The organism is Collinsella aerofaciens ATCC 25986 (assembly GCF_964237925.1).
Lineage (GTDB): Bacteria > Actinomycetota > Coriobacteriia > Coriobacteriales > Coriobacteriaceae > Collinsella > Collinsella aerofaciens_BJ.
Window position 1 is genome coordinate 67398 of record NZ_CAXSKI010000005.1, and the last position, 14028, is coordinate 81425.

Here is a 14028-nt window from a genome sequence, read left to right on the forward strand (position 1 = left end):
GTAGCATTTCAAAGCAGGGGCTTTTTAAGCACGTACTGTCTGGGCGATGCCAGCCTTGGCGTTTGCGCGTTTGCCGGCGAGTTCGCAAAAAATCGCGCCGCCGATGATAAGCGCGGCGCCCAGCAGGCGGACCGGTGTTATGGCTTCACCCAAAAGGGCGGCCGAGAACACGACCGCCGAAAGCGGCTCGAGGTGGCCGACGACGGCGACGGTCTGGACGGGCAGCTTGGCGACGGCGCTAAAGTAGAGCAGGCAACCAATGCCGGTGTTGACGACGCCGAGCATAGCGACGGCGTGCCAATCAATACTGGCGGCGACGCCGGCGGACAGGAACGAGGGAGCGCCCTGCGTGATGAGCGTGAGGACCAGTGCGGTCACAAAGGCGGCGCTCACCTGGAGCGTGGAGTTCTCGAGGCCTTCGATGTGTGGCGCACCCTTGCTAGCGATGACCATCAGCGCATAGCAAAATGCCGAGGCGATGCCGCAGGCGATACCCGCAATGGGCATATTGCCGCCTAGACCTTGCGCTGCAATGAGAAAAGCACCGCAAGCAACGGCGATAAAGCCGGCGATTTTGCCTCCGGTCAGCTTTTCGCCAAAGATGAGCGGGGAGAGCGCCATGACAATGATGGGGCCGCAGTAGTACAGCAGCGAGGATACGCCGACGCCGATCGTCTGGTAGGCGCGGAACAGAAAAATCCAGCTGGCGCCCAGCGCGGCTCCCGAGAGGAGGAGGGCTGCGGCTTCGCGGGGGCGAGATGGCGCCTGCAACTTATGGCGTTGGGTGATGGCGAGGATGGTGACAAGCGAGAGTGCGCCCAAAAACGTGCGTAGTAGCACGATATCGGAGCTCGGCAGTGCGATGGCAGCGGCGATGATGCCGTTGGAGCCAAACAATAGCAATGCTGCTAAGTACGTAAACAGACCGTTGTTCATGCGCTGACATCCCCTCTATATCCGAGCAACTTCACTATGGGTGAACTGGCTTTAGAAGAAAAGCGAATATAATGCATGGCTGACATGACAAAAGCTCATGCAAGGATGGAGGACTGCCGTGGAAACGAATATTCAAAAGATGCAGGTGCTGCTCGAGACAGTGCGCGCCGGAAGCTTTACGCGCGCCGCCGAGCGCCTGAGCTATTCGCAATCGGGCGTGAGCCGTATGGTGGCCGATCTTGAGGCCGATTGGGGCTTTAAGGTGCTCGACCGCAGTCGCGAGGGCGTGGCTCTTTCTGCTGACGGGCGACAGGTCATGCCGGCTGTCGAGGCGCTCTGCGAGGAATTCGTTCGCTTGCAGCGACGCGTGGATGAGATGCGTGGGCTCATGCGCGGCAAAATCTGCATCGGTACGTTTTCGAGCGTGGCGACCCACGTGCTGCCGCCGGTGATTGCTCGTTTTCGTGCCGATTATCCAGACATTGATTACGAGCTGCTGATGGGCGACTATTCAGAGATTGAACAATGGGTGGCAGAGGGCCGCTGCGATCTGGGCTTTATCCCGCATGAGCCCCGAGAAAATGGCATGACGTCGCGGTCTTTGGTGCGCGACGAGTTGATGGCGGTAGTGCCGGCAGACTCTTTGCTTGCCACTGAAGAGGTCGTCTCTCTTGCCGATTTGGCCAACGAGCAGTTTATTCTGCTGGAACGCGGCACCGATGATGAGATTACGCCGCTGTTTCGTCGGGCGGGGCTGACGGTGCGCTCCAAGCTGTCGACCTGGGATGACTATGCGATTATGGCTATGGTGGAGGATGGCCTGGGCGTGAGCGTTCTTCCTGCGCTCATCTTGCGCCGCTGTCAGTTCGATGTTGCCGTGCGTCCGCTCGAGGGGCATCCCCATCGGCAGATCAATGCGATATATCGCACGGCCGACGTTTCGCTTGCCGCCGCTCGATTCCTTGAATACCTCTAAACGCGTGCACGTCATTGTCCGCTTTGGGCAAATCTCGAAGTTCGGTACGTTTTCTTATGAAATTGAACTTTCGAATGAGGTACGGCGCTATACTGCTTGCTAAATTGAACCTTGGTTCAATTCGTGTTCTATAAATTGAACTTTGCCAGCAAGGAGGTTCCTGTGGCCCAAGAGACGTTTAGTAATCGCCTGCGACAGGCTATGTCCGATCGCGACGTTCGCCAGTCGGACGTAATCCGCGCATCGGAGATGCTCGGCAAAAAACTCGGCAAGAGTCAGATGAGCCAATATGTGAGCGGCAAGACGATTCCGCGGCGCGACGTGGCAGAGCTGCTCGCCCGCATCTTGGAGGTCGATGTTACCTGGCTGCTCGCCGGTGACGCCGATCAGGGCGAGGCATCATCGTCCCGCAACGTTTCCAAGCCCGAACCCCATCCCTCAGCTCAAATTCCAAGGAGCACCACCATGCGTACTTTTTCCAAATCCACCAAACTCGAGAACGTTCTGTATGACGTGCGCGGCCCCGTCGTCGACGAGGCTGCCCGTATGGAGGACGAAGGCGAGCGCATCCTCAAGCTCAATATCGGCAACCCGGCGCCCTTCGGTTTCCGCACGCCCGACGAGGTTATCAAGGACATGCGCCAGCAGCTGCCCGACTGCGAAGGCTATTCCAACTCGCGCGGCCTGTTCTCCGCGCGCAAGGCGATTATGCAGTATTCGCAGATCAAGGGTCTGCCCAACGTTCAGATGGAGCATATCTACACAGGCAACGGCGTGTCCGAGCTCATTCAGCTTTCGATGAACGCGCTGCTCGACAATGGCGACGAGATTCTGATCCCCAGCCCCGACTATCCGCTCTGGACGGCGTGCGCAACACTTGCCGGTGGTCATCCCGTGCACTATCTGTGCGATGAGCAGGCGGATTGGTATCCCGACCTGGAGGATATGGAGTCCAAGATCACGAGCGCGACCAAAGCCCTCGTCATCATCAACCCCAACAACCCCACGGGTTCCGTCTATCCGCGCGAGGTGCTCGAGGGCATCGTCGAGGTTGCACGCAGGCATCAGCTGATGATTTTTGCCGATGAGATCTACGACCGCCTGTGCATGGACGGCTACGAGCACGTCTCGATTGCCTCGCTCGCCCCCGACCTGCCCTGCGTTACCTTTAGTGGCCTTTCCAAGTCGCACATGATTGCGGGCTATCGTATAGGCTGGATGGTGCTTTCGGGCAACCAGCGCTGCATGAGCGACTTCATCATGGGCATCAACATGCTCTCCAACATGCGCCTGTGCTCCAACGTGCCGGCTCAGTCGATCGTTCAGACGGCACTCGGTGGCCATCAGTCCGTTAACGACTACATCCGTCCCGGCGGCCGTGTCTACGAGCAGCGCAACTTTGTGTATGAGGCACTCAGCAAGATTGACGGCATCTCGGTGGTTAAGCCGCGTGCGGCGTTCTACATCTTCCCCAAGATGGATGTTAAGAAGTTCAACATCACCGATGACGAGCAGTTTGCCCTCGACCTGCTGCACGAGAAGAAGATTCTGATCACGCGCGGCGGCGGCTTTAACTGGGCCGAGCCCGATCACTTCCGCATCGTGTACCTGCCGCGCATGGAAGTGCTCAAAGAGTCGCTCGAAGACCTCGCCGACTTCTTTGACCATTACCGCCAGAGCTAGTGGGATAGAAGTTCCGCACTATGAAAAGCTCCCTGCAGTTGCTTTGCTGCAGGGAGCTTTCTTGAATCGGCGGAACTAAATAACGATCCCGTTGCAGTGGTCGATTTCGTGCTGGATGATCTCGGCGGTGTAGCCCGAGAAGTTTTTGATGCGGTGGACGAAGTTCTCGTCCAAATACTCCACCTTAATGCGGCGATAGCGGGTGCAGGGACGCTCGCCGATCAGCGAGAGGCATCCTTCGCTCGTCTGATAGGCATTGACCTGCTCAAGAATTTGAGGGTTGTACATCAGGAGCGTCCTGTTGCCGTCCTTTATGCAGATGATGCGTTTGCGCACGCCGATCATGTTGGCGGCGAGGCCCACGCACTCGTGCTCATGCTCGTGGAGCGTATCCAGGAGATCCTGCCCGGTCGCGGCATCGTCGGGTCCCGCGTCTTCGGAAGGCAGGCGCAAAAAGAACTCGGATTTCATGATGGGCTTAATCATGGCGGGCTCCTCATGTCTCATGCTTTCGTGGACTTTTAATAATAGCGCGGAAGGAAAGCTGCGCGTTCGCGTTACAATTTTTCGACGTTGGACCATGTTGCCAGACTCGTCGTGTACGGCGTCTGGCGTAAGTCTAGGGCTCATTTTCGCCCTGGACTGTTCCTCTGGGGCGATGCGACTGTCGTTCCAAGAGGAAGGAAATGCATGGGGAGCAAATCTCAGCAACAAGTTCAAGAAACGCCATCGGCCACTGCGGCGTCTCTCGTCGTAATGTATATCGCAGCCTTTGTTGCCGCGTTTAACGAGAACATCATTAATGTGGCGTTGCACGACATTATGGCGGCCTTTTCGGTGAGTGCCACCACGGCGCAGTGGCTCGTTTCGGGCTACATGATCGTGACGTCGATCTTTACGGCCATCATGGCCTTCCTGTCCGGCCGTTTCTCGACGCGCAAGCTGCTGTTTTTCGCATGCGGATGCATGGTCGCCGGCGAAGTCCTGTGCCTGTTCGCTCCGTCGTTTAGCGTTTTGCTGCCAAGCCGTATTTTGCAGGCTGCGGGATCGGGCATCTTGTTCCCGCTCATGATGAACGTGGTGCTGTCTTGCGCCCCGCGCGAGAAGCTTGGTCTGTATCTGAGCCTGGGCGGTGCCTGCATTACGCTAGGGCCGGCGTTTGGACCCGTGATCAGCGGTCTTATGTGCACGTTGTTTGGCTGGAGGGCGGTGTTCGTAGTACCGCTGGTGGGCGGCATTGCGGTCGCTGCGGCGGGCGTAAAGCTTGTTCAGAATGTTGGAGAGCGCTCGAACACCACGCTTGATATTCTGTCGGTTGTTTTGCTCGCCGCCGGCATTACGGCATTTGTGTATTCCGTAGGCGAGTTCTCGACCAATCTGATTGCCGGTATCGTGACGCTTTTCGCCGCCATTGTGCTGCTCGGCCTGTTTGCGGCCCGCCAGCTCAAGCTCGAGCATCCGGTGCTTAACGTGCGTCCCATGGCGAGCGTTCGTTATTGGCCTGCGTGTCTGCTTGTGGTGGTGTCGATGATGACGACGTTCTCGATGAGCGTTTTGTTGCCGCTCTATTTTGAGGGCGCATACGGCATGACCGCACTTGCTGCGGGCTTGCTCATTTTGCCGGCGATTGCCTGCAACGCCGTGACCTCGATTGTGGGCGGACGCGTGATGGACGCCCGTGGCGCATGGCCGCTGCTGCCGGTCGGCTTTGCCCTGATTGCCGTGGGGCAGACTGCAATCTCGATGACGGCGGCGAGTATGAACATCGGCGTCGTCGTGGCACTGACCGTTGTGGTGTATGCCGGAGTCGGTTTGGTGCTGAGCCCCTCGCAGACGGCCGGCTTGGAGACGCTGCCTGCCGCCGAGCATCCTCACGGAACGGCATTGCTCAATACGTGGAACATGATTGCCGCATCGTTTGGCCCGTCGCTGTTTATCGGCCTGCTCTCGAGTTCTGCGGCGACTGCCGGCGCCGCTGGCGTTGCGACGGACGTTGCCCAGGCGATTGGATTTGCAGCTGCCGTGCGTGTGGCGGCTGTAATTGCCGCGGTCGGGTTCGTGGCGTCGCTGGTGTACGCTCGTCGCGAGTCACACATGTCGCATTAATGTGTGCACATAGATTCTGCAGCTAGATTGGATGGCGACACCATAAACTAATGGACGTTTTGCCGAGAGGCATGATTGTTTAAAGCGCAAAGAGTGCGCGACGGGCCCCGCGAATGGGGCGATGATGCCCGAGAGGGCCAAGAAGGAGTCTCATGTCCGAGAACGAAGAGATCATGAACGAGACCGAGAACGAGACCATGGCTGCCGAGGTCGAGGCAGTCGAGACCGTGGAGACCGAAGCTGCCGAGGTTGAGGCTGCTGACGAGGTTTCCGCCGAGGAGGAGGCCGAGGTTGTCGAGGCCGCCGTTGATTACGATGACGAAGAGCTGATGGACAAGATGCAGAAGGCCGCCCGCCTGCTGCGTAGCCGTCGCTTTGCTATTTCCAAGGAGGAGGAGGCCAAGGCCGAGCGCATGGCGAACATCGAGCGCGCCATCAAGCTTCTTGACCTCAAGCCCAAGATGGAGCAGAAGGAAATGTCCGACCTGCTGGGCATGCGCCTTCGTGAGCTCGATGGCCTGATGGCCGAGGCCGAGGCTGCCGATCTGGTCGGCCGCATCGACGACGCCGAGGGCGATATGCGCAAGATTGTTGTCTTCGCCGCCGAGGATGCCGCTGAGGGCCTGGTCGAGCTTGCCAACAAGAAGGAGAAGCTCCTGCCCGAGCTTTCTTACGAGGAGGCCACCGAGCTGATGGCCGCTCTCGATAAGGTTATCGCTCCGCTCGTCGCCATGGGCCTGGACGAGGATCGCGGTCCTCGCGGCGGCCGTGACGACCGTGGTGGCCGTGGCGGCGACCGTGGCGGCCGCGGCGGCTTTGGCGATCGTGGTGGCCGTGGTGGCGACCGCGGCGGTCGCGGTGGCGACCGTGGCGGCCGTGGCGGCTTTGGTGACCGTGGCGGCGACCGTGGCGGTCGCGGCGGCTTTGGTGGCAACCGTGGTGGCTATGGCGACCGCGGCGGCAACCGTGGCGGCTTCGGCGGCAACCGTGGTAACGACCGCGGCGGTCGCGGTGGCGACCGTGGCGGCCGCAACGGTGGCGGCTTCCGCGGTAACCGCTTCTAGTTGGGTTACGCGGTTTTACCAAACCGCGTAACTAGTTGACGCTGCGCGCCCACCAGAGCGACAACTTGTCATTCAAAGAGGACGGCATGACCAGAAGGTCTATGCCGTCCTCTTTTCATGCCAATTTGTTCGCTCTGGTAGGCGCTCGCTGTCGGTGCCAAAACATCGGCATTGCCATGATCCAGACCTGCTAAAAGATAGTCGTTGGGTGTTCCTATAGTTTTGTCAACCGTCGGGGCTACTCCCGGTAGGGCACCCGGTCGCGCATCACGGCGTATATCGCCCTGAGCCGCTTCCTCGCGACGGCCTTGAGCGCCCGCCCGTGCCCCATGCCCCGCGCCCTGCAGGCCCGGTAGTACTCGCCGTAGCGCCCCGAGGACCTCACCAGGCTGTTGCACGAGAAGATCAGCAGGGACTTGAGCCTCGCGTCGCCGCGCCTGGACGCCCTGACCGACCTCACCGACGTTCCGGAGCTCCTCACCCTCGGGGCTATGCCGCAGTACGAGGCCAGGTGGTCGTGGTCCGGGAACCTCCCGATGTCGACCGACACCGCGAGCTGCGCCGCGGTCCTCGGGCCGATGCCGGGCACGGTGAGCAGGCACGCGTAGGTCTCGTCGCCCTCGAGCAGCGCCGCCGTCTCGGCCTCGAGGGCCCCGGCCTCGTCGAGGGCCTCCGATATCCGGGCGGCCAGGAACCTGACCTGCCTGTTCTCGGCCTCGATGAGCGCCGGCGGGGGCGCAGTCGAGGCGGCCGCGGCCTCCCCGGCGGCCTCGGCCTGCGGCCCCTCGGCCCCCGAGCGGGCGATCCCCCACGCCCCGCCGAACCCGGCGAGTAGCTCCAGCCACCGGCGGTCCGACAGGTCGACGGCGGCCTCGAGGGCCGGGCAGGACTCGAGCAGCACGGCGCGCAGGCGGTTCTTGTCCCTGGTCGCGCAGGCGACGACGTGGTCGCGCTGCGACGAGAGGGCGCGCGCGGCCTCGAGGGCCTCGCCGCGGCCCGGGACCCCCGACAGGGAGTCCGGCACACCCAGGGCGGTCCGCGCGATCACCGCGGCGTCGCGCTCGTCGGTCTTGGCCTCGCCGGCGAACAGCCCGGCGGCGCGGCTGGCGGCGAGGCCGGGCAGGTGGGCGACCCCCAGACCCGCGGCGCGGGCGCGCCTCACGGCGAGGGACCCTATGTTGCGGAACTGGTCGACCACGACGAGCGTGCCGGCGGGCACGGAGGCGAACAGCGCGTCGAGCTCGGCCTCCCTGTTGCGGACGGGGGCGCTGGACAGCACCTCCCCGTCGCGGTCGATCAGGCAGGCCCAGTGGGAGGACTTGCCGACGTCTAGGCCGAGCACGGCCGCGGGCCTGGTCGATGGCGCTTTCACGGTGGTATCCTTCCGGTAGTCGTTCGACCGGATGGCCTCCCCCTCGGCACTCACATTACCAGCCGCGGCGCCTGCCCGGCACTTTCCTATCAGCCGTCGGGGGCGGCGCGTCCCGCGCCGGCAGCACCCAACAGGCCCTCTCGGGGGCAGGGACATTCGGCCGTGCGCGGGCGCCCGGTCGGCGGCCCGTTCTGGGCGCGCCTCAATCGTAGCCCGAGACGGGCCCGGGCTGACAATTTCGACTGTAATGGACGTTCTTGTTTGACTAGTCGTTTAAGAACGTCCCCAACGATTGCATAGCATGAGAGTGGATAATCTCCCGGTTTGAGTCTGCATTCAAGCTCAAAGTGGGAGATTATCCACTCTCATTTTGTTTGTTGATTTCGATGCCTACATTTGTAGAAACATTTCGTGGAGGCGGGTGTCTTCGTCGAGTTCGGGGTGGAAGGTTACGCCGAGCTGGTTGCCCTGGCGCGCGGCGACGATACGGCCGTCGACTTTCGCTAAGGCCTTTGCGTCGCCGTGGACCTCGACGATGCGGGGCGCGCGGATAAACGTCAGCGGCACTTCACCGTCGATGCCAGCTACCTGCCCCTTGGTTCGAAAACTGCCGAGCTGCCTGCCGTAGGCATTGCGCTCAACGAGCACATCCATGGTTGCCAGGCGCGGCGTGCCCTTATCGTCATGGGCGGCAAGGTCGTGAGCCAGCAGAATCAGGCCGGCGCAGGTGCCCAGGACGGGCATGCCTTCAACAATGCGGGTGCGAAGCTCCTCGAGCATGCCCAACTCATCTAGCAGCTTCCCTTGAACGGTAGACTCGCCGCCGGGAAGTACCAGACGGTCAAAGTCCTGCTTTAAATCAGCCGCCTGCCTCAGCTCAATACAGCGCGCGCCCAGCTCGGATAGTCTTGCCTCGTGCTCGGCAAATGCGCCTTGGACCGCCAGCACGGCGACCGTTTGGTCTGCATAATCACTCATGTGCGATCCTTTCTGCTGGACTAGCGCCCGCGCTCTTCCATGATAATCTCGATCTCGTCGGCGTTGATGCCCACCATGGCCTCGCCCAGGTCCTCTGAAAGCTCGGCAATGAGCTTGGCATCGGTGAAGTTTGCCACGGCCTTGACGATGGCGGCTGCGCGCTTGGCGGGGTCGCCGCTCTTAAAGATGCCCGAGCCGACAAACACGCCTTCGGCGCCCAGCTGCATCATCAGCGCGGCGTCGGCGGGGGTCGCTACGCCGCCGGCGGCAAAGTTCACGACGGGAAGCTTACCCGTGGCATGGACCTCGCGCACCAGCTCGACCGGAACCTGCAGTTGCTTGGCTGCCTCAAAGAGCTCGTCGTTGCGCAGGGCAACAACGTCACGGATCTGCTTTTGGATCTTGCGCATGTGACGCACGGCCTGAACGACGTCGCCCGTACCCGGCTCACCCTTGGTGCGAATCATCGTGGCGCCTTCGGCAACACGGCGCAGCGCCTCGCCCAGATCACGGGCGCCGCAGACAAACGGCACGTCAAACTGGGTCTTGTCGATGTGATAGACGTCATCGGCAGGGGAGAGAACCTCGGACTCATCGATGTAGTCGATCTCGATGGCCTGCAGGACCTGCGCCTCGACGATGTGACCGATGCGGCACTTGGCCATGACGGGGATGGAGACGGCCTCCTGGATGCCCTTGATCATCCTGGGGTCGCTCATGCGCGAGACGCCGCCTGCGGCACGGATGTCGGCCGGGATGCGCTCGAGGGCCATGACGGCGCAGGCGCCTGCCTCCTCGGCGATGCGTGCCTGCTCGGGCGTGGTAACGTCCATGATGACGCCGCCCTTGAGCATCTGCGCGAGCTCGCGATTGAGTTTGACGCGGTCGGCCTTGCTGTTCTGTTCTGCCATGGTTGCTCCCTTGGTTGGCATGTGCATTGCTTGACGGAACATCCTATCGGGGAGCTGGGTATGACAAAATACTCAGTTTTCGAGATAATTACAAGGTCAGACTAATACCAGATTGAATGACTTAATAAGGTCAGGTGATAGGCTCATGCTTGACTACAATTTGGAAAAACGCGGCGAAGCATCGCTCTATGAGTATGTTTACCAGCAAATTCGAGATGATATCGTAGCTGGACGCATTGTGGCGGGGGAGCATTTGCCGTCTAAGCGCGCCTTTGCCAGTCATCTGGGAATCAGTGTTATTACCATCGAGAATGCATATAGCCAGTTACTCGCTGAGGGCTATATTTGCTCAATACCACGTCGTGGCTACTACGCTTGCGAGCTTCCGGATGCACCGGTTTTGGCTTCGGCTGCGGAGGGCATCGACCGAGATGCCGTCTCTGTGGGCCCCAGCGTGCATGATGTCAACGGACAGGTCGAGCGATTCGATGCGCTTTCTCCTTCTGCTTTGGAGGCGGCGCGGCTTTGGCAAAGCGCGCTACGGGCGACGCTGGCATCCGAAGACGAGCGCGAAATCTTTTCGCCCGCACCGGCGCAGGGCACTGCTCGGCTGCGACGCGCAATTGCTCACCATCTGCACGGGACAAGGGGTATGAATGTCGACCCCAACAACATCGTTATCGGTGCGGGCGCCCAGCTGCTCGATACCATGTTGGTTCAGTTGCTTGGCGCGGACAAGGTGTATGCGGTTGAGGATCCGGGCTATTTGCGTCTGACGCGTATCTATCAGGCTATGGGCTGCCAAGTTCGACATATCCCGTTGGATGATGAGGGCGTGGACTTGAGCACTCTGCAGAAAAGCGGGACCGATGTCCTTCACCTGATGCCGTCCCATCAGTATCCGACCGGCCTTGTGACGAGCATTGCGCGTCGCTATGCGCTTCTGAGCTGGGCCGCCGAGCGACCAGGTCGGTATCTCATCGAAGATGACTTTGATTGTGAGTTTCGCCTTGCTGGCAAGCCGATTCCTGCGCTCGCATCGATCGATGCCGCCCAGTCGGTTATTTACACCAACACGTTTTCGAAGAGCCTGTCATCGGCGTTGCGTCTAGCGTACATGGTGTTGCCCGATGAGCTAATGGAGCGGTTTAGGCGCAACCTTGGTTTTTACGCCTCGTCGGTTAGCTCTGTTGACCAGGTCGCTTTGGCTCGTTTGCTGGAATCGGGTGATTACGAGCGACATGTGAACCGCGTGCGCGTGCGCGCTCGCGAGGCGCGCGATGGCCTGGCGGCGCTTGTGCGGAAGGCGTTTCCGGCAGGGGAAGTCTCGATCGAGCATGCAGACGCGGGCCTTTACTGTATCGTGGTTGCGGAGCGTGGAACGGGCGGAAGCACTTTTGCACGGGCCCTCACGCGCTCGAGCATCCCTTTTATCGATATTGGTGACTGTTTTTGGTGTGCCGATGGCGCATCTGTCCCTGAAAACTCAACTCAAATTCTTGTTCAGTATGACGATCTGAGTCCAAAAGTGCTAACTAGCTTGGAATTGCAGCTAATGGGGGGGCACTCTGCAACCTAAGTGAGTAGACTTTTAGCACTTTGGCGACCAGGCAGTTTTGTAACAAGCTATCTACCTGCGGTTTTGAAAAGCAGGATGACCGGCCTGCTCGGGATGTTCAAAAAAGTCTACTCACTTGCCGCGCAAAGCTCCTGCATGAGAAAAAATGGGGTTTTCAACAGGGCTTCGTCCAGCTCTCGGCAAGCTTTTGGCCAGTTGGGGAGTGCTGTTGAAAACTTGGCAGTCCGTTCGGCGCCATTTTTGGTGCGTTCGCGCCAATACGTGACTGACTGGGTTGAAATTCGTGTTTTCCTGTGCCTATGAAGGATCTACTTTGTGACATATCGGCTTTTAGGTACTGGCGTTTGCCTCCTCAAGTCCGCGCTTTGTGTCCGCCGCTTCCACGGCCGGAAGAAGACCGGCAGCGATATGACCTTGCCCGTAACCCGACGGCTGCGGTTGTGCTCGGCTTTCCGTTGTATACATTGGTCCGGACGAGAAACAAGCGGACTTGTCCTGCCAGTATCAGGCAGCGGCTGTTTCTTGGTGAGCTCCCCAGGGAATCCGTGCTGGAAACGGAGCATGGGTTTTTGGTTACATCTCCTCTACTGACGACATTCATCATGTCGCGGCATCTGACGGATCTTCAGCTTCTTTTGGTATTGGCGGAGATGTGTGGCTTGTTTGCGGTGTGTGCCCTGCCGGCGGCACTTGAGGCGGATCTTTCGCGTGCAATTGATTCGGGCGCGATTTCGACAACGTTCGGTTGGGTGCGCTGCCCGTCCGAGGACGGCATCGCCTCAAATTTATGGCGTCGAGACGCTTTGGTTTTGGGCGGAGACCTTGACCGTTTTTGTTCAGATGTTTGCGGGATGCGTTACGGCAATAGATTTATGGCGGTATCGCAACTCGTTCCATTGGGTGCCGCGTCGCCTTTTGAGGTCGAGGCGTTTTTGTTGCTTGGACTGCCGCGAGCCCTGGGAGGCGAAGGGTTTTGCGGCATAGAGCTCAATGTCGAAGTGACGTTAAGCACAAGTGCTCGAGCGATTGTGGGAAAGTCCCGTGTATATATCGACCTACTTCTTTCTTCGCCGGACGGTAGGCGACAGGTGGCCATTGAATGTCAGGGAAAGGCCTCGCACGGACGCGCAGGGGATGGCTTGCGTGACGCTGACCGCATGACGGCCCTTCAGGCCATGGGCTACGATGTGCTTCTCCTTACACACAGACAGATATCGGATGAGGATAGATTCCGCGCGATCGTTAAGGCCATATGCAGGATGCTCGATGCTGAATATCGTGATAAAAGCTCAGATGAGCAAAGGGCTGAGACATTACTCAGGTCTGAACTATTCGTTGACTGGACAAAATTGGGAGTAATCGACGGAAAGATGCCCGCTAGACACAAAATGGCTCGATCGTGGACGGCTGCGAATCTAAGTGAGTAGACTTTTGGCACTTTGGCGACTAGGTCGTTTTGCAACAAGGCATTTACCTGCGGCTTTATAAAGTGATATGGATGGTCTGCTCGGCAAGTTCCAAAAAGTCTACTCACTTAGTTTTTGACGAGAAGCCGATGCCGAAGGCGGTCCTATTTCAGGTAGTTAACAAGTTTGTGAGGCACGAAAAAGGCCCGAACCATGCGGTCCGGGCCTCATCGAGCTAGAGGTTATGTCTCAGGTTGCTGGCTTAGCCGAAGTAGCGCTTGAGCAGGCCGGCGAAAGCCTTGCCGTGGCGAGCCTCGTCGCGAGCCATCTCGTGCACGGTGTCGTGGATGGCATCGAGGCCAGCGGCCTTGGCGCGCTTAGCAAGATCGGTCTTGCCGGCGGTGGCGCCGTTCTCGGCCTCAACGCGCATCTCGAGGTTCTTCTTGGTGGAGTCGGTCACGACCTCGCCCAGGAGCTCAGCGAACTTGGCAGCGTGCTCGGCCTCCTCGTGGGCAGCCTTCTCCCAGTACAGGCCGATCTCGGGATAGCCCTCGCGATGAGCGACGCGCGCCATGGCCAGGTACATACCGACCTCGGAGCACTCGCCCTCAAAGTTGGCGCGCAGGTCGGCAACGATGTCCTCGGAGACGCCCTCCATCTTGGCGACGCCCACGACGTGCTCGGCAGCCCACTCGAGCTGACCCTCCTCCTGCTTCAGGAAGCGAGAACCGGGAACGCCGCACTGGGGGCACTTGAAGTCCTCGGGCAGCTGGTCGCCGTCGAACTCTTCCACATAACCGCAAACGGGGCAAACAAACTTCATGATTCGATCCTTTCGATCTATGGCGATTGTGCGCTCGTCCGGTCCCGTAAGGGCCCTCTCCGGACGTGCGTCTTGACGAGTTCTATTATCCATAAATGCAACCAAATGTGAAGCCTATTAGGAATGATTTTTAATAAAACAATTTTGAGATATGAAGATGTTGATTGATTAACGATTGGCAGGCCGTCTTTGAC

The 14028-nt window shown here is 59.7% G+C and carries 12 protein-coding genes; 6 read left to right on the top strand and 6 right to left on the bottom strand.

Translation table 11 applies throughout. From position 1 onward, the window contains the following. Positions 1 to 24: 24 nt before the first annotated feature. On the bottom strand, positions 25 to 936 hold the full coding sequence (locus ACESWY_RS03600) for a DMT family transporter (RefSeq protein WP_373093031.1): 912 nt from the start codon (positions 934 to 936) through the stop codon (positions 25 to 27). Between the two features lie 118 nt (positions 937 to 1054). Here ACESWY_RS03600 and ACESWY_RS03605 point away from each other — a divergent pair, with 118 nt between their 5' ends. Further along, on the top strand, positions 1055 to 1912 hold the full coding sequence (locus tag ACESWY_RS03605) for a LysR family transcriptional regulator (protein WP_238057535.1): 858 nt from the start codon (positions 1055 to 1057) through the stop codon (positions 1910 to 1912). A 201-nt stretch (positions 1913 to 2113) separates the two neighbouring features. Next, positions 2114 to 3595 (top strand): aminotransferase class I/II-fold pyridoxal phosphate-dependent enzyme, encoded by a 1482-nt coding sequence (locus tag ACESWY_RS03610; RefSeq protein WP_138114232.1) that lies wholly within the window; start codon positions 2114 to 2116, stop codon positions 3593 to 3595. Between the two features lie 75 nt (positions 3596 to 3670). On the opposite strand, the gene ACESWY_RS03615 is transcribed toward ACESWY_RS03610, so the two are convergent. Continuing rightward, positions 3671 to 4081 carry a peptide deformylase gene (locus ACESWY_RS03615; RefSeq protein WP_138111874.1) on the bottom strand — a complete coding sequence of 137 codons (411 nt, stop codon included), beginning with the start codon at positions 4079 to 4081 and terminating at the stop codon, positions 3671 to 3673. Positions 4082 to 4351: 270 nt separating this feature from the next. Here ACESWY_RS03615 and ACESWY_RS03620 point away from each other — a divergent pair, with 270 nt between their 5' ends. Beyond that, a complete protein-coding gene (locus tag ACESWY_RS03620; protein WP_229066824.1) occupies positions 4352 to 5701 on the top strand; it encodes an MFS transporter in 1350 nt (449 codons plus the stop codon). Positions 5702 to 5853: 152 nt separating this feature from the next. Further along, positions 5854 to 6765 (top strand): hypothetical protein, encoded by a 912-nt coding sequence (locus ACESWY_RS03625; protein ID WP_035137032.1) that lies wholly within the window; start codon positions 5854 to 5856, stop codon positions 6763 to 6765. Between the two features lie 238 nt (positions 6766 to 7003). On the opposite strand, the gene ACESWY_RS03630 is transcribed toward ACESWY_RS03625, so the two are convergent. The 3 genes from ACESWY_RS03630 to pdxS form a co-directional block, all read right to left on the bottom strand. After that, the gene (locus tag ACESWY_RS03630; protein WP_254668721.1) at positions 7004 to 8191 is read right to left on the bottom strand and encodes an IS110 family RNA-guided transposase; all 1188 of its coding nucleotides are present in this window, start codon (positions 8189 to 8191) and stop codon (positions 7004 to 7006) included. A gap of 336 nt (positions 8192 to 8527) precedes the next feature. Continuing rightward, positions 8528 to 9115: a pyridoxal 5'-phosphate synthase glutaminase subunit PdxT gene (pdxT, locus tag ACESWY_RS03635; protein WP_195569138.1), complete on the bottom strand. Its 588-nt coding sequence runs from the start codon at positions 9113 to 9115 to the stop codon at positions 8528 to 8530. A gap of 20 nt (positions 9116 to 9135) precedes the next feature. Next, positions 9136 to 10026: a pyridoxal 5'-phosphate synthase lyase subunit PdxS gene (gene pdxS / locus ACESWY_RS03640; protein WP_138111889.1), complete on the bottom strand. Its 891-nt coding sequence runs from the start codon at positions 10024 to 10026 to the stop codon at positions 9136 to 9138. 145 nt (positions 10027 to 10171) lie between these two features. Here pdxS and pdxR point away from each other — a divergent pair, with 145 nt between their 5' ends. Then, the gene (gene pdxR, locus ACESWY_RS03645; RefSeq protein ID WP_195569137.1) at positions 10172 to 11605 is read left to right on the top strand and encodes a MocR-like pyridoxine biosynthesis transcription factor PdxR; all 1434 of its coding nucleotides are present in this window, start codon (positions 10172 to 10174) and stop codon (positions 11603 to 11605) included. A gap of 545 nt (positions 11606 to 12150) precedes the next feature. Beyond that, positions 12151 to 13032, top strand: coding sequence for a putative endonuclease domain-containing protein (locus ACESWY_RS03650; RefSeq protein WP_138111895.1), 882 nt, complete (start codon positions 12151 to 12153; stop codon positions 13030 to 13032). 241 nt (positions 13033 to 13273) lie between these two features. On the opposite strand, the gene ACESWY_RS03655 is transcribed toward ACESWY_RS03650, so the two are convergent. Beyond that, positions 13274 to 13834: a ferritin family protein gene (locus ACESWY_RS03655; protein WP_022094328.1), complete on the bottom strand. Its 561-nt coding sequence runs from the start codon at positions 13832 to 13834 to the stop codon at positions 13274 to 13276. Positions 13835 to 14028 lie beyond the last annotated feature (194 nt).

What these genes read in the sequence shown, in the direction of transcription:
- ACESWY_RS03620 (WP_229066824.1), top strand. Translation starts at nt 4,352, where the DNA reads ATGTATATCGCAGCCTTTGTTGCCGCGTTTAACGAGAACATCATTAAT.
- ACESWY_RS03615 (WP_138111874.1), bottom strand. Translation starts at nt 4,081, where the DNA reads ATGATTAAGCCCATCATGAAATCCGAGTTCTTTTTGCGCCTGCCTTCC.
- ACESWY_RS03655 (WP_022094328.1), bottom strand. Translation starts at nt 13,834, where the DNA reads ATGAAGTTTGTTTGCCCCGTTTGCGGTTATGTGGAAGAGTTCGACGGC.
- ACESWY_RS03610 (WP_138114232.1), top strand. Translation starts at nt 2,114, where the DNA reads ATGTCCGATCGCGACGTTCGCCAGTCGGACGTAATCCGCGCATCGGAG.
- pdxT (WP_195569138.1), bottom strand. Translation starts at nt 9,115, where the DNA reads ATGAGTGATTATGCAGACCAAACGGTCGCCGTGCTGGCGGTCCAAGGC.
- ACESWY_RS03600 (WP_373093031.1), bottom strand. Translation starts at nt 936, where the DNA reads ATGAACAACGGTCTGTTTACGTACTTAGCAGCATTGCTATTGTTTGGC.
- ACESWY_RS03625 (WP_035137032.1), top strand. Translation starts at nt 5,854, where the DNA reads ATGTCCGAGAACGAAGAGATCATGAACGAGACCGAGAACGAGACCATG.
- pdxS (WP_138111889.1), bottom strand. Translation starts at nt 10,026, where the DNA reads ATGGCAGAACAGAACAGCAAGGCCGACCGCGTCAAACTCAATCGCGAG.
- pdxR (WP_195569137.1), top strand. Translation starts at nt 10,172, where the DNA reads ATGCTTGACTACAATTTGGAAAAACGCGGCGAAGCATCGCTCTATGAG.